Below are 18,459 nucleotides of genomic sequence, written 5' to 3' on the forward strand. Positions count from 1 at the left end.
CTGGGGGGGTCAAAGCAAGCAAGCCCCCTTTTAGGGGGCCACGCATGCCGCTGCGAGGCAGATGAGGGCCCACCGAGCGAGGAACGAGCGACCGGCCGCTTGCGGCCGTGCGTGGCAGGGTCGCAGGCGCCTGGGGGGGTCATTAAAACACCCCGCAGTAGCCGGCGCTGTCTTGGCCTTCGATACCGATCGGGTAGCAATTCGGCTCCAGCCCGAAGCAGGGCAGGATCAGGAGGTCGCAGATCGGTGTGCAGCAGAAGTCTGCATCGCCGGCGCAGGGCGAGGTGTGCAGCTGCGCGGGTGTGCAGAGGTAGCCCGGGAAGCAGTCGCCGTCGAGCTGGCAGGCGTCGCCCTCGACGCCTGCGCCAGGGTTGACGGTGCACACGGCGACCGGCTCGGGCCCGGGGCCGAGCCCGCGATTGCAGGCGTCGCCCGCGATCGAGCAGGCCTGGGTGACGAGCTCGCAGGGCTCGGCGCACAGGCCGGGGAGGGGCTCGTCGGCGTAGGTGCAGATGCGGCCGTCGGCGCACTCGTCATCGCCCTCGACGCTCGGATCGCACAGCGTCTGACAGCGCTGGTCGGCGCACACGAGTCCGGGCGCGCACTCGCTGGTGTCGGCGCAGGCCTCGTCGACCGACGCGCTGCCGGTCGCGGGCACGCACTCGAGGGTCTCGACGTCGCAGGCCTGGTTTGGCCCGCATTCGGTGAGCAGATCTGCGAGCGGGTCACAATCGGAAGTTAAATCACGGCCATCCTCGCCGGTTTCCGTCTCGCTGTCTCCGGTATCGGTGATCCCAGTCGACAGGCTGGTGGTGATGGGGCCCGACACACTCGGCGGTGGGGAGCCGAGGGGATCGTCGGCGGTACATGACGCCAGGAGCACGCACACCGCGAATCGCCTCCACTCCTGTCCTGCCACATCGATCAGGTAGCACACATGAGAAGTGCCCGCGAACGGCCTCCGAGGCGTGCTTCCCCCATGAACGCGGTGGTGCGAACGAGTTTTCGCGTGGAGTTTCACATAGAAATGCCCCGCAAAAATCGCTACCGTCCCGCCGTTCTCGCGCGCGATCTGGATTCGCGCGCGTACGATTTTTTCCGCCCGCTCTGCTGGCGCGGTCCACTAAGAAGAGCGCGCAATGCCCTCAACACACCGAGACTGGAACCAAACATGAAACGACTACTGGGAGAGAACTGGAAACGCGTTGGCCTGCAGGTCGGGCTCCTCGCCGGGATCGGCCTCGCCTTTGCGATCGGAACGCAGGGCGAAGAGGCCACGGCTGGACCGAACCCGGACTGCCCGGACGAGGGCATGTGCACGTTCAAGAAGCCCAACGTCATGTTCGTCATGGACTACTCGACGTCCATGAACGCGATCTGGGACATGAACAACAACGCGACCCGATGGGAAGTCACCGTCGCCGCGGTCCAGCAGGTCGTTCAACCCGGTAGTTTCCTCAGCCAGAACACCCACCTGGCCCTGATGCGCTTCGGCCACGACCCCGCCGCCTCGGAGGGCACGATGATCGCTGGCGACCTGTCGGGCATCATCGACGGCCAGGCCCTCGACATCCAGTGGGACGACGACAACAACGAGTACCTGCCGTGCAACGGCCAGGCGCTGGTCGACTCGCTCAATGAAGTCGACGCGCCCATGCAGGGCATGGAGTTCGGCATCGGCACCTGGACCAAGGGTGCCCTCGACGCCGTCGCCGTCGAGATCGCCCAGACCAAGGCCGATCACCCCGACGATCAGGACATGCCCGGCCGCGCCTACGTCAACGTGCTGTTGACCGACGGTGAGTGGACCGGCATGGACGGCACGACCCCGCTCGAGCCGGCCAACCAAAACCCCGCGATCACGGCCGCGGACCTCTACGACAACCAGGACATCCAGACCTTCGTGGTCGCGGTCGCCGGCGATCCCAACGCCGAGGCAGCGGCCGACGAGACCGCCGCGGCCGGTGGCACCACGGAGGCGATCGACGGCGCCACGCCCGATCTCCTCGCCATGGCCCTCGCGGGCGTCGTCCAGAACATCATCGACTCGGTCGTCGCGCCCGAGTGCGTCGGCGGCCTGCCGCGCGTCATGATCCTGCTCGACGCGTCGTCCTCGATGCTCAACGTCAACGGCGGCACGCAGGCCGGCGCGATGGACGAGACCGGCTGGGATCAGGCCCGCGACGCCCTCTCGGGCGACATGTCGCTGTTCGACATCGACGTCGGCATCGGCGCGGCCGAAGACGTCACCCACCTCGGCCTCGCGGTCTTCGGTCACAACCAACCCGCGCCCGGCGAGCAGACCATCCTCGTCGACTACGGCCCCTGCATGAAGGACAACTTCGGCTGGGCCCTCGATCCGAACACCTCGTGCGAGATGCCGGGCTGTGACGATCCGTGGGGTGGCCCGCCGATCTCCTGGACCTTCCAGGACGGGACCATCGAGCCGCCCGGCTTCGACCAGGCGACGACCAGCCACATGCCTCAGTGTGGCGGCGTGGCGGAGTTCTGCTCGGGCTCGGGCACCTACACCCACCTCGGTCTGCAGCTCATCAAGAACAACCAGGCGGCGTATCACGCTGCCGCGTTGATGCCGATGGCGCAGTACCCGACCAACGATCAGACGATCTACTTCAACATCCTGATCACGGACGGCCAGTACAACCTCTACTCGACCGACGCTCAGGTCTCGACCGAGCTGACGGAGATGTACAACAACGGCATCACGACCTACGTCATCGGCTTCGGTGACGGCGTCAACACGCCGCAGGCGATGACGCAGCTCAGCAACATGGCCGACTGGGGCTCGGGCGGCACGGAGAACTACTTCGACGCCGACAACCAGGCCGATCTCGAGGCCGCGCTGGCCGCGATCTTCGGCAACCTGGTGTTCGACCCCTGCTGCGCGCTCAACGACTGCTCGGAGAACCCCGAGCCCGACACGATGGAGCCCGACCCCATCCCGATGACCGACACCGGCGACGGCGACGGCGACACCGACACCGGTGACGGCGACGGCGACACCGGCGACGGCGACGGCGACACCGGCGACGGCGACACCGACACCGGCGACGGCGACGGCGACCCCGGCGACGGCGACGGTGACCCCGGCGACGGCGACACCGACGGTGGCGACGACGCTGCCGAAGGCGACGACGGCGCGGACGACGACACCGACGGTGGCGAGACCGGCACCGGCGGCGACCTCGGAGCCGAGGTCGGCGAGGACGACGGCTGCAACTGCAGCACCGCCGACAGCGACACCGACAAGACCGGTGGCCTGCTCGGCACCTTCCTCGCCCTCGGCCTGGCGGGCTTCATCCGCCGGCGTCGGCGCGACTGATCCCGGGCGACCGCCCAACGCAAAAACCACCCTCTTCGGAGGGTGGTTTTTCTTTTTCCCCCCGACGGCTCCGAGCGAGGCCCGGGAGCGGACGCTCAGAGCGTGGTTGCGATGTAGGTCGCGAGCGCGGTGATGATGGCGGCGATCACCACGACCAGACCCCGGGCCACGTTCAGCTGCTTGCGTTGGCGCTGCTCGAGGGCTGTCGTGGCGTGGTGAGCCTGGCTGAGCTCGCGGCTGAGCTCTTCGGGGCGCATGACGGGGACGTCTTCGCGTGGGGATCGGACGGAGCTACGTCGGAGGGCCTGGCTGCGGCCGGGCACTCGGGCCGAGCGAAGGCTCGCGGGTCCGGGGCGCGGGCTGATCGGTTCGATCATCATGAAGCGTGGAGCGGGCTTGGCGGAGGTGCGGGCGGTTGGCGGCGAGCGGAGCTCGAGCTCGCGCGGTGACGAGGGAGCTGGATTTGGTCGAGACGAGTGTAGCCTGATGACGGCCTCGCGGAGCTCGCAGCTGGTGATGCGCGGGGTGCCACCGGCCTCGAGCATGCGCCCGAGCAGCGCCGTCAGCTGATCGTCGCCGCCGACGCTTGCGCGCAACCGCTCGACCTCGGGCAGAATCGCCCGCTCGCCCGTGAGCAGCGCGAGGATCGCGAGGCCGAGCGCTCTGATGTCCGTCGCGGGAGTCAGCGTGGCGTCGCTGACGCGGGCGACGTCGAGGAGGCTGATCGAGCACGGTGTGTCGTTGCGAACCACGATCGTGTCGAGCGACACGGACCCGTGGACGATCGGCTGGTCACGCTCGTGGAGGTAGGCGAGGGCCTCGGCGACGGCCCCGATCAACTCGAGCAGCCACCCGCGATCGCTGCAGCGTTCAGCTTCGGCGTCGAGCCGCGCCGCGAGGAGCTGACCCGGGACGTGCTCGTGGACCGTCCACCAGCTGTCTTTGCGCCCCACGGTGCCGTGCTCGATCAGGCGGGGGAAGGCGGGGTGGTCGAGCTCGGGGAAGGCGGCGCTCGGGCGATCGTCGTCGCCCTCGCTGCCGCGGGGCAGCGCGAGGATCCGGGCGCGGACCAGGCGGCCATCCTTGGTTCGCGTGGCGCGATAGCTGAGGCCGCGGCGGTCCTCGGCGACCACGCGGTCGAGGCGGTAGTGACCCCCGAGCAAGGGATCGCCTCCGCACGCGGGGCAGCTCTGGGCGCCCGCGTCGATCTGCTTTGCACAGTTGGCGCAGATCATCGCTGCCTCTCGTAGCCAGGGTGGCGGCTGGCTCCCGGGAACTCGACATCCCGGGCGCAAACGTCGAGCTCACACAGTAGCACGCTCGCTACGCCGCTTGGCCCAACTCGGCGGGCGGCCCCGGCAGCCGGGCGGACGCGGGCCTCGTCTCGTGCCGCGCGATCAAGTGCTCTGCGCTCGCAGCGATCTCCGACGCGCCGCGACCCCGAGCACGCGAGCGTCGGTGTCGAGCGCTGCGATCGAGCGTCGTCGATGTGGGCAGAGACTGCGCGAGCGTGGCAGCCGAACCTTCGCAGCGACGCTCCCCCGCACCGGTCGATCGCTCGTCGCGGTCGCGGTCGGAGCTCGAGCGCGTGCATGACGAGCGCGCTCTGACGACGTCGTGGGTGCTGCTCGCGAGCGCGACGATCGTCGCGCTCGACGTGGCGTCCAAAAAAATCGCTGGCTCGATCGCAGATCATCGGCCTATGATTTCGACGTCATCATGAACGACGGGCTCCAGCGACGACCAACACCCGACGCCGACCGGCGACCCCGAGCGTTTTGCTCGTTGGTCTCGGCGTCGTCGTCGGTCGTGTCGAGGGACGGCGATCATCGCGAGCGTGGGCTTCGGCTTCGCGCCCGAGGTGTCGACGTGGTCGTCGAGCGGGCAGGCTTCGGGCTTGGTCTCGGGCTTGGTCTCGGGCCTGGTCTCGATTGGGAACTCGACCGTGGCCGGGCACACGCCGGCCGCAGCTTCGGCTGCTCACCAAAGCAGACCTTGGACGAGGGTCGGGGCGCTCGCGTGCATCGTGAGCGTTGCGAACATCGGACGTGGTGATAGGTACCGATGCGGGCGCGCCCACGGAGGAGGGGGGCGCGCCCGCGCCGGTGCCCAGTTGGACAACAGCGGCTTAAACGGGCGTTCAGGCCATGAAAATGGCCTAGTTACGTCCAGACGGGTTCGTGGCTGAGGCCCGCGTCGAGGCGGGCTTCTCCCATCCGCGAGGCCTGGCCGGTGGGCTGGCCTCGACTGCTCACGGTCGTTCATGGCCCCGCGTAAAGACGCAGGCGCCGTGGTAGCTTTCGGGTCGCCGGTTGCTGGCGTCCGAGCGGTCGCCGCAAGAGACGAGGTCGAGGATGAGTGACAACGACACGCCCAACGACTTGGAACAACAAGCGAGCGAAGCCGCAGTAGCTGCGGGCAGCACGGTCGGGCAGAACGTGCCCGATGCACCGAGTGTTCCGTCGGGGGCGGCCTCCGGTGTCTCGTCGAGCGCGCCAAAGATCCACGGGGACACGCTCGGTGACATGGTCAGTGACGCGATGCACGCCGGGGTTCCGGCCGCCGCCGACGCGATCGAAGATCAGGTCGAGGACGGGCTCGAGGCCCTCGGGCTGCCGCCAGAGATCGCCAGCGCGGGCGCCGACGCGCTCGGCGGCGTGATCGAGGACGGGCTCGAGGCCGTCGTCGATGCGGTCGAGGATCTGATCGGCAGCGACGATCCGCTGCCCAAGGTCAACTACACGCTGACCGTCGAAGACGGGCCCGACGCGATCTGGGCGGTCCGCAGCCTCCACTTCGCCGAGGCCCTGTCCGAGCCCTACGTCCTGACCCTCGACCTCGTCAGCGAGGAGCTGACAGCTGACACCGAGCTCATGCTCGGGGCCAACATCGAGCTGACGATCGACCGCGAGACGATCGTGCGCACGGTCCACGGCATCGTCCACCTCGTCGAGTACATCGGCGTGGTCGACGACCGCCTCCAGATCCGCGTCGAGATCGTGCCGGCCCTGCACCTGCTCAGCCAGCGCGTCGACACGCGCCTGTGGCAGGACACGAGCGTGGTCGACGTGGTCACCGAGGTGCTCGAGGGCGCCTTCACCGACTACGAGCGCGAGGTCGATGCCACCGGGCTGAGCGGGACCTACAACCCGCGCGAGTACATCGTTCAGTACCACGAGAGCGACTTCGACTTCGTCAGCCGCCTGCTCGAGGCCGAGGGCATCACCTACTGGTTCGACCACGAGCGCGACACTGGCCGCGAGGTCATGGTCCTCGAGGACAGCAACGACAACTACCTCGACATCACGACGATCGACGAGAGCCCCGAGCTCCACATCATCGTCGACCGGGCCGATCGGGCCGAGGTCGAGAGCCTCCAGTACCTCGACTGGACCCGCGAGCTCACCTCGACCGCGGTCTACCAGCGCGTGTTCGACTGGCTCACGCCGATCGAGCCGATCGAGTCGGGCGCGCCGCCCGAGGGCGAGGAGCCGAACGACGACCGCGGGTTGATCCGCGAGGTCTACCACCACGGGCGCTTCGTCGAGGACGACCCCGATCCGCGGACGGTCCGCAAGCTCGTGCGGCGGACCCAGCGCGACAAGATCGCCCGGGGCCACAGCAACGTCACCGGGTTGTTCCCGGGCCGCAAGTTCTCGGTCGTCGAGCACCAGCGGGACGATCTCGATCAGGAGTACCTCGTCCGTCGGATCGTCCACACGGGGGACTGCCCCGACGTGGTCATGGGCGACAACAGCGCGCTACCGCGCTACCAGAACCGCTTCGAGGTCCTGGTCGTCCACGCCGACAAGCCCTTCCGACCGCCGCTCGTGACTCCGGTGCCGCGGATCTACGGGCCCCAGACCGCGATCGTGACCGGGCCCGAGGGCGAGGAGATCCACACCGACGAGCACGGCCGGATCAAGGTCCGCTTCGACTGGGATCGCGTCAACGGGCTGACCGACGACACCTCGATGTGGATCCGCGTGGCCCACCACTGGGCGGGGCCCGGGTTCGGAACCTTCTTCCTCCCGCGGATCGGCATGGAGGTCGTGGTCGAGTTCCTCGAGGGCAGCCCCGCGCGGCCCCTGGTCAGCGGCTGCGTCTACAACGGCGACAACACGATCAGCGTCGGCGTGCCCGACAACAAGACCCAGAGCACGATCCGAACCAAGAGCTCGCCCGACAGCGACGGCTACAACGAGATGCGCTTCGAGGACGCGGCCGGGAGCGAAGAGATCTTCGTCCACGCCCAGAAGGACTACAACGAGGTCGTCGAGAACTGTCACTCGACCTCGGTCGGCGCCGACCAGAGCAACACGGTCAGCGGCAACCAGACGCAGACGGTCAAGAAGGATCAGACCGAGACCGTCGAGGGTCATCAGAAGATGACCGTGCAAAAGACCCGCACGACCGAGATCACCGAGGACGAGGGCAACACCTACCACGCCAGCCGCAGCACGACTGTCGAGGTCAACGAGCTGCTCGAGGTCCTCGGCACGACCACGATCCGGTCCGGCGACACGGTCACGCTCGAGGCCCAGAAGGACTACGTCCAGACCGTCGGCGGGTCGAGCAAGATCAGCGTCAACGCCGGTCCGGCCGGGCCCGGCGACAGCGCCATCGACTGCGCCAACAACTTCATCGTCGAGGCCGCGACCAAGGTCCACGTCAGCCAGGGCGGCTCGGCGACGATCACCCTCGAGGGCGGCAACGCCGACCACTACACCTCCTCGGTGTTCAGCGTCGTCGCCGATGGCGACCTGCTGCTCGACTCGACCGGCGGGACCCTGACCGGGCAGGCGTCTTCAAAGGTCGAGTTCCTCAACAGCGGCGGCGCGATCGCGATCGAGGGCGGCGCGATCTCGATCAGCTCGCCGAGCGAGGTCACGATCTCGGTCGGCGGCAACTCGGTCAAGGTCGACTCGTCGGGGGTCACCGTGTCGGGCGCCAAGGTCGACGTGAGCGCGACCGGCGTGACCACGGTCTCGGGCTCGATCGTGAAGCTGAATTGAGCCATCATCAACCTGCGCACCCCTCCTCGCGCTGACCATGGCTGCCCGCGGCATCCTCTCTCGCATCACCGGCGAGTCCACTCGTGGCCTCGACGACGTCGAGTTGATCGTCGGCAACCTCCAGGCTCTGCTCAACACGCGCCTCGGTGACGCGGTCTCGGCCGAGGGTTTCGGTGTCGTCGATCTCGTCGACATCATCCACGACTTCCCAGCCGCCGCGCAGATTATGCAGCGCAGCATCCGGGCCACGATCGCCAAGTACGAGCCGCGCCTGCGCAACGTCTCGGTCCGCACCGTCCAGGGCGACGACCCGCTGACCCTGACCTTCGAGATATCTGGACGCCTGATCGGCGATCGGCGCCGCGGCGTCGTCCGCCTGCGCAGCGAGATGACCCACGGCGGTCGCGTGACGGTCGCGTAGCGAGCCAAGGGTGCTCCAGCACCCTCCTCGGGGCCCGCACATGCCCCTACAAACAAATACCCCCCACCGAGCGACCGTCGCCCGAGGGGGGTCATGAGCCCGAGGCGCCACACATACCCTTGCAAACAAATCGACCCCCCAACCGAGCGAGCACCGCTCGCGCGGGGTGTCATGAGCCCAAGCCGCCACACATAGCCCTGCAAACAGATCGACCCCCCAAGCGAGTGAGCATCGCCGAGGGGGTGTCATGAGCCCAAGCCGCCACACATAGCCCTGCAAACAGATCGACCCCTCAACCGAGCGAGCATCGCCGAGGGGATGTCATGAGCCCCCTCCCAGGGGGCCACACATGCCCCTGCGAACAATTTAACCAGCCCATCGAGGGAGCGGAGCGACCGAGCGGCCGCGCAGCGGCCGTGGATGGCAGAGTTGCTACCGCCCACGGGGGTCAAAAACGAGTACCATCCAGAGCCCGACCATGTTCGCCAAGTTCTACCAAAGCGAGCTCACCTACCTGCGCGAGATGGGGCGCGAGTTCGCGGCCTCTCATCCGACCAGCGCGGGGCTGTTGTCCGAGCGCAGCGACGACCCCGACGTCGAGCGCCTGCTCGAGGGCTTCGCCTTCCTCAGCGCCCGGATCCGCGAGCGGGTTGACGACGCGGTCCCCGAGGTCGTCCACGGCCTCGCCGAGCTGCTCTTGCCCCAGTACGTGCGGCCCTTGCCGGCGATGTCGGTGATCGAGTTCAAGCCGCAGATCCGCGCCCTGCGTGGGGTCCGCAACGTGCCCCGCGGTCGCTCGGTCGGCAGCACCCCGGTCGAGGGCACGGCCTGCACCTTCCAGACCTGCTTTGACACCGACCTGCTGCCGATCGAGCTCGTCGACATCGAGCACGACGAGTCCGTCGCCGCGCGCCCGGTCGTCCGCATCAAGCTCAAGACGACCGAGGCCGGGCGCCCGATCGTCGCGCGCGAGGAGGGCATCCGCTTCTTCCTCGCCGGCGACATCTCGCTCGCCGCGACCTTGCACCTGTGGATGTTTCGCCACTGCAAGCAGGTCGAGATCCGCAGCTCCGAAGAGCGCAACATCCCGCGCGGCGAGCCGCTGCGCGTGCTCGAGCGCGACAAGATCAAGCCGGTCGGCCTGCGCGACACCGAGGCCGTGCTGCCGTGGCCAAAGTTCGCGCCCGAGGGCTCGCGCTTCGTCCAGGAGTACTTCGCGCTCCCGGCCAAGTACTTGTTCTTCGACATCGTCGGCCTCGACGGGCTCGAGTTCCCGGGCGACTACATCGAGCTCGCGCTGGTGTTCGAGCGCCCGCCCGAGCTGCCCTCGCCGATCGTCGACGAGAGCTTCCGGCTCCACTGCACGCCGGTCGTCAACCTGTTCACGGCCTCGGCCGAGCCCGTCAAGCTCGACCCGCTGATGCCCGACCACCTGCTGCGCGCGGCCGGGACCAAGCCGGCGCACATGGAGGTCTACGACGTCGAGAGCGTCGTCGGCGTGCGTCCGGGTCGCGGCAACCGGCGCAGCTACAGCAACTTCTACACCTTCCAGCACACCAAGATCGGCAGCGACGCCGACGGCTACTACGTCCTGCGCCGGACTCGCTCACCGCTCGACGAGGGCACCGACACCTACGTCCAGGTCGCGCGCCCGAGCGACGGCGAGAGCAGCGACGAAGACGAGACCCTGTCGATCGATCTGCTGTGCACCAACCGCTCGCTGCCGCTCGAGCTCCAGATCGGTGACATCTGCAAGCCCGTGCGCGGGAGCTCGGTGCCCGACTTCTCGAACATCACCGCGGTCAGCCCCCCGGTTCGAGCGCCGCTTGCGAGCGAGCTGCAGTGGCGCCTGCTCGCCCACCTCGCCCTCAACCGCCGCCGGGTGACCCAGCCCGAGACCCTCAAGCTGCTGCTCTCGCTCTACAACTTCCTCGCCGGCTCGGGCTCGCCAGCGGGCCGCGCCAACGAGCTGCGCGTCGAGGCCATCCGCACGACCGAATTTCGCGCGGTCACGCGGATGCTCGAGGGCGCGCCGGTCCGCGGCGCCGAGACCACGATCGAGATCGACGAGACCCGCTTCGCCAGCATCGGCGACGCGCACCTGTTCGGGATCGTCCTCGACGAGCTGCTCTCGACCTACTGCAGCATCAATTCCTTCCACGAGCTTCGCATGCGCCTGCACCCGTCCAAGGTTGAATTCCGATGGGACCCCAGGAACGGCCACCACAGGATCCTATGAGCGGGACCTCCTCGGGGAGCCTGTCCGCGCCGCCGTCATGGTTTCAGCGCCTGGTCGACGAGCCAGGGGCCTTCGATCCCTTTGTTGCGATCGGTCTGCTCGAAGAGCTCACCCGTGACGCCAAGCGGATCGGCGGCGACGGGCCTTACATCGAGGAGGCGCTGCGCTTTCGCCACGCCCGCTCACTCGCGTTCAAGCCAGGCGACGTCGAGGCCGTCGAGGTCCACGAGGACGCCCGCAAGCGTGACGACGGGCGCGCCGATCTGGCCGAGGTCACCCTCAACATCGTCGGGCTGATCGGGACCAGCAGCCCGCTGCCGACCTACCTCGCGAGCGAGGCCGCGAGCCAGGACGAAGACGGCCGGATCAAGGCCGACTTCTTCGACCTCTTCCATCATCGCCTCCACAGCTTGCTGTATCGCGCCGTCCGCAAGTACGACTGGCCGCGCGAGTACGCGAGCGACGGCAGCGACGCCTGGAGCCTGCGGCTGCTAGCGATGCTCGGCATCGACAACTACGATCGCCCGCCGCTGGAGTACATCCGGCCCCTCGATCTGCTCCGGATCGCGCCCTTGCTCGCGAGCCCCGCTCGGACGGCGCGGACCGTCGAGCTCGCGATCATGGAGATCCTCGGCCACCGCCTCGATGGCGCCGACGTCAAGGTCAAGCAGTTCCAGGGCTCGTGGGCCGACATCGACCCCGACCACAAGATCCGCCTCGCGGTCGAGAACTCGAACCTCGGGGTCAGCGCGGTCATCGGTGATCTGTGCCTTCACCGCGCGGGCAAGGCTCAGGTCGTCGTCGGGCCCCTCGATCAAGCGGGCCTGCGCCAGTTCATGTCGGGCGGCGACGCGTTCTTCGCGGTCCGCGAGCTCCTCGACCTGCTCAGCTACGAGCTCGTCGAGTTCGAGCTCGAGCTGATCCTCGGGCGTGAGTCGCAGATGGGCGCGATCCTGGGCAAGAGCCGCATCGGCGACGACGCGTGGTTGGCGATGAGCGACGACGCGGAGTTGCAAGGCGAGGAGACCCGGGTGATCGTGTCTCTCGACGAGGCCAAGCAGCTGCTCGCAGAAGAAGCCCAAGGAGGACAGTGACCGGTGCGCGTGCTCAAGGTCCACATCTACGACTCCGAGACCGGACGGACACGAGAAGAGAAGTACTCGCGCTCGCCGGTTCGGATCGGCCGCAACCCTCGCAACGATCTGTGTCTGAGCTTCGGCTTCGTGTCGGGCTGGCACGGGAAGATCGACTTCAGCGACGCCGGGGGCTCGTTCACGGATCTCGGCTCGACCAACGGCTCGAGCGTCGGCGGGCGCAAGGTCGAGCCCGGTCAGGCCGTCCAACTCGGCGACGGCCTCAGCATCACGATCGGCAAGCTCGAGATGCGCTTTTTGTGGGAGGAGTCCGACGCCGGGCACAGCGGGGCCTACGAGCACGACAGCAACGCCGGGATCGTGACCCGGTCGCCGCGGCTGCCGACCATGCCGATCCAGGCGGTCGAGGATCTGCCCTTGCGCGACCCCAACTCGCCCGCGACGGTCCAACATCCACCCTCGGGGCCGAGCGCAGGCTTCGGCGGAGGACCGCCGCCGCCGCCGATCAGTGGGCCACCGCCGATCAGTGGGCCACCGCCGATCAAGGGGCCGCCGCCGATGGAGCCGCCGGCGATGGAACCGCCGTCGATGAAGGGGCCGCCGTCGATGAAGGGGCCGCCGTCGATGATGGAGCCGCCGTCGATGGAGCCGCCGTCGATGATGGAGCCGCCGTCGATGATGGAGCCGCCGTCGATGGAGCCGCCGCCGATGGAGCCGCCGCCGATGGAGCCGCCGTCGATGGAACCGCCGTCGATCGGGGGGCCACCGTCGATGGAGCTCAACGGTCCGGCCTCGGTCCAAGTCGACCCGCCGCAGCTCGACAACGGGCCGCCGATGGTCGGTGGACCGCCGTCGATCGGGGGCGGCAGCGAGAAGCCGCGCAAGCGCTCGGGCGCCGAGGCGACGGGCTTCGTCGATCTCGGCGGGGTCCACCGGGCGATCCGTCAGCTGCGTCCGGCCTACGAGCAGTACGACCTCGCGCGTCAGCAGTTCCAGCAGTCGCTCGAGGCCGCGCTGAGCACGATCCCGGCCAACACCCGCGACACGGCGATGGCCTTCATCCGCCGCGAGTTCCCCGAGATGCCGGGCGCGACCCCCTTCGCGGCCCCGGCGGCGCGGGCGGACGGCCCGCCCGAGGCGTCGAGCACCGTGACCAACTTCGCGGCCCACGTGCTCGGTGAGGTCTCGCCGCCCGGCGACGCCGACGAGCAGTCGGCCTTCCTCATTCGCATCGCCGAGATCCTCCAGACCACGGCCCAGGCCTTCGTCGAGATCCGCAACGTCCAGGCCCGCTTCGGCGAAGAGATGGGGGTCCGGACGATCCGCGAGTACACGCCGCTGCACGCGGCCGCCGACGCCCGCGGGGTGCTCGACTATCTGCTCGACTGGCGCCGCGGCGGACCCGAGCGCAACGCGCAGCTGTCGGCCGTCTACAGCGACTTCATGCTCCACCAGGTCGCCCTGATCAACGGCGTGGTCGAGGGCGTGCAGGCGATGATGGATCAGTTCCGACCGGCGGAGATCGAGCGTGGCGTCGGGGGCTTGAGCAAGTCGGCGGGGGCGTGGAAGAAGTACTCGGAGCGCTACGTGGAGGTGGTCGAGGATCGGGGGATCGCGGCGCTCGTGTTTGGGCCGGAGTTTGCTCGGGCTTATACGGAAGTTGGGTCCGGCTAGCACCACGGGCTGCTAGAGCGGCGATCCTGCTTCGGGCTCGGCCTGGCGTTGCGTGGTGGTGGGGACCTCGGGGACCTCGGGGACCTCGGGGACCTCGAACTCGTTGTTCGAGGGGTGTCTTGGTCGTCGGGCTCCGCGCCCGGCCGCAGGAGGTCCGAGTTCGGGCCGTCGCCTCGCCATCTGGGGTGCAGAAGGCTCTTGGTGCGTGGTCACCGTTGTGGGGATTGTGTTCGAGGGGTGTCTTGGCCGTCGGGCTCCGCGCCCGGCCGCAGGAGGTCCGAGTTCGGGCCGTCGCCTCGCCATCTGGGGTGCAGAAGGCTCTTGGTGCGTGGTCACCGTTGTGGGGATTGTGTTCGAGGGGTGTCTTGGCGGTCGGGCTCCGCGCCCGGCCGCAGGAGGTCCGAGTTCGGGCCGTCGCCTCGCCATCTGGGGTGCAGAAGGCTCTTGGTGCGTGGCCACCGTTGTGGGCGATTGCGCTTCGGTGGTGCTTTTCGGGCGGCGATAGCCCGAACTCGGACCACCTGCGGCCTCTTTGCGCTCTTCTCCTGGCGATGGGTGACCCCGCTCCGAACTGGCGAGCGTGATCGGCTACTGGACGCCTGAGTGGGGGCGGCCTCTTCTCCTGGCGATGGGTGAGCCCGCTCCGAACTAGCGAGCGTGATCGGCTACTGGACGCCTGAGTGGGGGCGGCCTCTTTGCGCTCTTCTCCTGGCGATGGGTGACGCCGCTCCGGACTGGCGAGCGTGATCGGCTGCTGGACGCCGACATCTGGCCAAGGTCCGGTTTGGGCCGGCGAGCGTGATCGGCTGCTGGACGCCGACATCTGGCCAAGGTCCGGTTTGGACTGGCGAGCGTGATCGGCTGGTGGGCGCCTGAGTGGGGGCGCCGACATCTGGCCAAGCTCCAGTGAACGAGCTCGAGCTGCCCGGCTGCTACTCGTCTTCTTCGGCGGTGGTGTCGTGGGCGACGGATCCGTAGTTGTTGATCATGTCGTCCCAGAGGGAGCCGCGGGTCGCGAAGTGGCGATCTTGGTAGACCAGGTTGCGGTCGCTCGAGGCCTCGCGGAAATCTTGGGGCGGGGCGTCGGGCTGGTTGGGGTCCTGGTCCTTGATCACGACCTGCTCGGAGACCAGCGGGGTGCCCTTGTCGAAGGTGACGCTGCGGGAGATCTCGAACTTGCGGATCCAGCCGTCGGGGAGGTCGGAGGTGTACTGCTCGAACAGGGCGAAGGAGGCGTCGCCGAGGCAGGGGTCGATGTCGCCGACGATCTCGTCTTTTTCGAGCTTGAGCGGGACCGTGGCGAAGCGGCCGTTGATGTTGGGCAGCAGCTTCATGATCCGCTTGCAGAGCTTGCTGACCTCGGCGTTGCACTCGTCGCCCTCGACGACCAGGATCTGCTGATCGCCGGACATCTCGATGCGCATGCGCGCCTTGTTGGTCTGGGCGCGGAGGCTGCCGAGGGCCCGGACGGCGACGCCGGCTTGGGTCCACTCGACCATCGCGACGGGGCCGCTGGCCTCGCCGTTGTCGTAGTGGGTGGCCTGGACCCAGACCAGGCTCATGCCGTCGGGGCCCTTGTTGATGATCACGTCCTCGTCGGTGAGAGGGCGGGTCGGGAGCCGGGCGACGTCGGGGTTGGGGCCGATGTTGCAGCCGGCGACGACGTCGGGCTTGGCGTCTTCGTCGGGCTGCTCGCCCGCGGGCAGGGGCGGGGGCGTGGGCGAGCTGCTCGAGCTGCCCGTGCAGTCTTTGGGGTCGTCGCCCGGGAGCCGGCGCTCGCGATCGAAGTCTTGGAGCAGGATCGAGAACCAGATGTCGGCCGGGAGCTCCTGGACCTCGGACTCGACGGCGGTGCCGCCAGCGACCTCGGCCAGACAGATCGGGACCGGGCCCGAGGGGGGCTTGGGCTTGCAGCCGGCCAGCAGCAGGGGGCTGATCAGGAGGGGCGCCAGAGCCGTGACGAGAGACCACGGGCGACGCATCAGCGCACACCCCCGTCGCGGATCGTGTCGACCTGGCGCTTGTTGTCGGTGCGCTTCTTGACGATCAGGTCGATCGTGCGGACCTTGCCGTTCTTCTTCTTGAACAGGTAGACGTTGTTCTTCTCGGCCAGCGACTTGAGCTTGCCGAGCGTGAGCGGCTTGGACTCGCGCTTGAAGTAGGCCTTGGGCTCGCGATAGCCGTCGCGCGCGGGCAGGACGGCGAGGCGGAACACGCCGTCCTCGGTCTGGACGAACCCGTAGGCGCAGTCCTTGTCTTTGCAGCGCGAGCTGTAGGTGACCCACAACAGCGGCGCGCCGTTGCGATCTTCGGAGTCGATGATCTGGCCCATCGTCGACCGACCGACAATGATCCGCAGGAGCTGGCGATCCTGGGAAGTGTTGATGGTCTTGTCGACTTCGTAGCTGGCCCCGCGGTCGTCGGCCTCGTAGAGGACGACGAGGCGCTTGCTGACGTAGACGCGGAGCGCCTCGACCGCCTGCTCGCGCTTGTCGATCCGCTCGAACTCGGCCGGCGAGAGCTGGAGTCGCTTCGCGCAGCCCGTGCTCGAGACGAGCCCGGCGGACAGAGCAAGGACGCTCAGCGCCCTCAGAAGTCGCTGACGGTGATCACCCGGCGCGCGCATTTTGAGCATTCAGACGTACAGCAGCGCCGTCATGAAGTCAACGTGAGACGCGGCTGCAGCTCGTCTCGCCGCTCGGGGCCAGATCGCCACAGTGTGTCAGGATCGGTGCACAACGGGGCTCAGGAGGCGAGAACGTGGCTTTGACAGACCTTGGGCCCGGGATCGGTCTGGACGGGCCTGAGCGATCCGGCGGGCTGGGCCGGCGGAGGGACTGGGCGTGTGGACGGGTGGCCGCGCGTGCAGTCCCGACGTGACCCCTCGCGTGTGGGCGAGGGAGGGTCATGGACAGAAAGCGGTTGGAGTCAGGCGCTTGCCCGGGTCATGCTCGGGGCCCGCAGGATCGGCATGCGAATCAGGATCTCGAATCAGGGCGAGCCGTCGCGGATCGAGAGCTTCGAGCACAAGACCGAGGTCAAGATCGGTCGCGTGCCCGCGAGCGATCTCGTGCTCGCAGAGCGCGGCATCTCGAGCAACCACGCTCGGCTCCACATCGATCACAACGGCCAGCTGTTCATCGACGACCTCGGGTCGACCAACGGGACCTTCGTCAACGGTCAGCGGATCCAGGGCTCGCACCCGATCGGCCTCCACGACGAGGTCTACGTCTGCCACATCAAGATCGAGGTCGCGGTCCCGGGTCAGGAGTTCCCGCCCGAGCCCGCGCAACAGCCCGTCCAGACCGGGCAGACGCAGATGGCCACGTCGGAGCAGGCCGACGCGCTGCGCCGCGCTCGGGCGGCCGCGTCGGGGGAGATCGGTGGCGGCGGTGACCCGGGCTACGATCAACAAGGGGCGTGGAACCAGGGCCAAGGTGGCGGGCAGCCCAGCTACGATCAGGGGCAGTGGAACCAACAGCAAGGTGGTCAGCAAGGTGGTGGCCAGCAGGGCTACGGCCAGGGTGAGTGGAACCAGCAGCAAGGTGGTGGTCAGCAGGGCTACGACCAGGGCCAGTGGAACCAGGGCCAGGGCGGGCAGGGGGGCCATGGCGCCGGTCAGCAGGGCTACGACCAGGGCCAGTGGAACCAAGGCCAAGGCCAGCAAGCGGGTCAGCAGCAGGGCTACGACCAGGGGCAGGGCCAGGGCGAGTGGAACCAGGGCCAGCAGGGCTACGACCAGCAAGGTTACGACCAGCAAGGTTACGACCAGCAGGGCTACAACCAGCAAGGCTACGACCAGCAAGGCTACGACCAGCAGGGCTACGACCAGCAAGGCTACAATCAGCAGGGCTACAACCAGCAGGGCTACGACCAGCACGGGCAGTGGAATCAGCAAGGCGGTAGCCAGCAACAGGGCGGCCACGACCAGCAGGGCTACGATCAACAAGCCCACGATCAACAAGCCCCCGCGGCGGCAGCTGAAGAGGAGATCGAGGAGCTCGAAGAGTTCGAGGAGATCGAGGAGCTCGAACCCGAACCCGAGCCCGAGCCGGCCCCCGAGCCCGAGCCAGCCCCCGAGCCCGTGCGATCACGCGAGGGCCCCCCGCGGCCGACTGGCGGACCCGCGCCCGATGTGCCCACGCTCGGGGCAGGTGGCGCCGCGGGCGATGGGGGTCCGCCGAGTCTCGGTGGACCGCCGGCCATGGACGGACCGCCAGCGATGGACGGACCGCCAGCGATGGATGGACCGCCAGCGATGGACGGACCGCCAGCGATGGATGGACCGCCAGCGATGGATGGACCGCCAGCGATGGACGGCGGACCGCCGAGCCTGGGCGGTGGACCGCCGAGCCTGGGCGGTGGACCGCCAGCGATGGACGATGGACCGCCAGCAATGGACGGCGGACCGCCGAGCCTCGGTGGTGGACCGCCGGCGATGGACGATGGACCGCCGAGCCTGGGCGGTGGACCGCCAGCGATGGACGCGGGGCCGCCGGCGATGGACGCGGGGCCGCCGGCGATGGACGCGGGGCCGCCGGCGATGGACGCGGGGCCGCCGGCGATGGACGCGGGGCCGCCAGCGATGGACGCGGGTCCGCCAGCGATGGACGCGAGCCCGCCGAGCTTGGGCGGTGGACCGCCGGCGATGGACGCCCGGCCCGCCACCCCCG

Annotated in this window: 11 protein-coding genes; 7 read left to right on the forward strand and 4 right to left on the reverse strand. The window is 68.6% G+C overall.

Annotated features, from left to right (window positions below):
• Positions 1 to 142 precede the first annotated feature (142 nt).
• Positions 143 to 829, reverse strand: coding sequence for a hypothetical protein (locus tag ENSA5_RS27640; RefSeq protein WP_106394691.1), 687 nt, complete (start codon positions 827 to 829; stop codon positions 143 to 145).
• A gap of 342 nt (positions 830 to 1,171) precedes the next feature.
• Between ENSA5_RS27640 and ENSA5_RS27645 the strand changes: the two genes are divergently transcribed.
• The gene (locus ENSA5_RS27645) at positions 1,172 to 3,343 is read left to right on the forward strand and encodes an MYXO-CTERM sorting domain-containing protein (RefSeq protein WP_258183037.1); all 2,172 of its coding nucleotides are present in this window, start codon (positions 1,172 to 1,174) and stop codon (positions 3,341 to 3,343) included.
• Between the two features lie 95 nt (positions 3,344 to 3,438).
• Here ENSA5_RS27645 and ENSA5_RS27650 read toward each other — a convergent pair whose 3' ends face one another.
• Positions 3,439 to 4,578 carry a serine/threonine-protein kinase gene (locus ENSA5_RS27650; protein ID WP_106394692.1) on the reverse strand — a complete coding sequence of 380 codons (1,140 nt, stop codon included), beginning with the start codon at positions 4,576 to 4,578 and terminating at the stop codon, positions 3,439 to 3,441.
• Between the two features lie 1,119 nt (positions 4,579 to 5,697).
• On the opposite strand from ENSA5_RS27650, the gene ENSA5_RS27665 reads away from it, so the two are divergent.
• From ENSA5_RS27665 to ENSA5_RS27685, 5 genes are all read left to right on the forward strand, one after another.
• Entirely contained in the window at positions 5,698 to 8,358 is a 2,661-nt protein-coding gene (locus ENSA5_RS27665) for a type VI secretion system Vgr family protein (RefSeq protein WP_106394695.1), read from the forward strand.
• A gap of 37 nt (positions 8,359 to 8,395) precedes the next feature.
• A complete protein-coding gene (tssE, locus tag ENSA5_RS27670) occupies positions 8,396 to 8,779 on the forward strand; it encodes a type VI secretion system baseplate subunit TssE (RefSeq protein ID WP_106394696.1) in 384 nt (127 codons plus the stop codon).
• A 478-nt stretch (positions 8,780 to 9,257) separates the two neighbouring features.
• The gene (tssF, locus tag ENSA5_RS27675; RefSeq protein ID WP_106394697.1) at positions 9,258 to 11,018 is read left to right on the forward strand and encodes a type VI secretion system baseplate subunit TssF; all 1,761 of its coding nucleotides are present in this window, start codon (positions 9,258 to 9,260) and stop codon (positions 11,016 to 11,018) included.
• Positions 11,015 to 12,112 carry a type VI secretion system baseplate subunit TssG gene (gene tssG, locus ENSA5_RS27680; protein WP_181198202.1) on the forward strand — a complete coding sequence of 366 codons (1,098 nt, stop codon included), beginning with the start codon at positions 11,015 to 11,017 and terminating at the stop codon, positions 12,110 to 12,112. Before tssF ends, tssG begins: the two co-directional genes overlap by 4 nt.
• A gap of 3 nt (positions 12,113 to 12,115) precedes the next feature.
• Positions 12,116 to 13,786, forward strand: a complete 1,671-nt coding sequence (locus ENSA5_RS27685; protein ID WP_106394699.1) for an FHA domain-containing protein — start codon at positions 12,116 to 12,118, stop codon at positions 13,784 to 13,786.
• Between the two features lie 932 nt (positions 13,787 to 14,718).
• Here the strand turns inward: ENSA5_RS27685 and ENSA5_RS27690 are convergent.
• Together ENSA5_RS27690 and ENSA5_RS27695 are read right to left on the reverse strand one after the other, a co-directional pair.
• Entirely contained in the window at positions 14,719 to 15,768 is a 1,050-nt protein-coding gene (locus ENSA5_RS27690) for a hypothetical protein (RefSeq protein ID WP_106394700.1), read from the reverse strand.
• Positions 15,768 to 16,412 carry a hypothetical protein gene (locus ENSA5_RS27695; RefSeq protein WP_181198203.1) on the reverse strand — a complete coding sequence of 215 codons (645 nt, stop codon included), beginning with the start codon at positions 16,410 to 16,412 and terminating at the stop codon, positions 15,768 to 15,770. Before ENSA5_RS27695 ends, ENSA5_RS27690 begins: the two co-directional genes overlap by 1 nt.
• 345 nt (positions 16,413 to 16,757) lie before the next feature.
• Here ENSA5_RS27695 and ENSA5_RS39585 point away from each other — a divergent pair.
• The coding region (locus ENSA5_RS39585) for an FHA domain-containing protein (RefSeq protein ID WP_181198204.1) at positions 16,758 to 18,459 on the forward strand (1,702 nt) is incomplete at its 3' end.

The sequence above is a fragment of the Enhygromyxa salina genome (assembly GCF_002994615.1).
GTDB classification, from domain to species: Bacteria; Myxococcota_A; Polyangia; order Nannocystales; family Nannocystaceae; genus Plesiocystis; species Plesiocystis salina_A.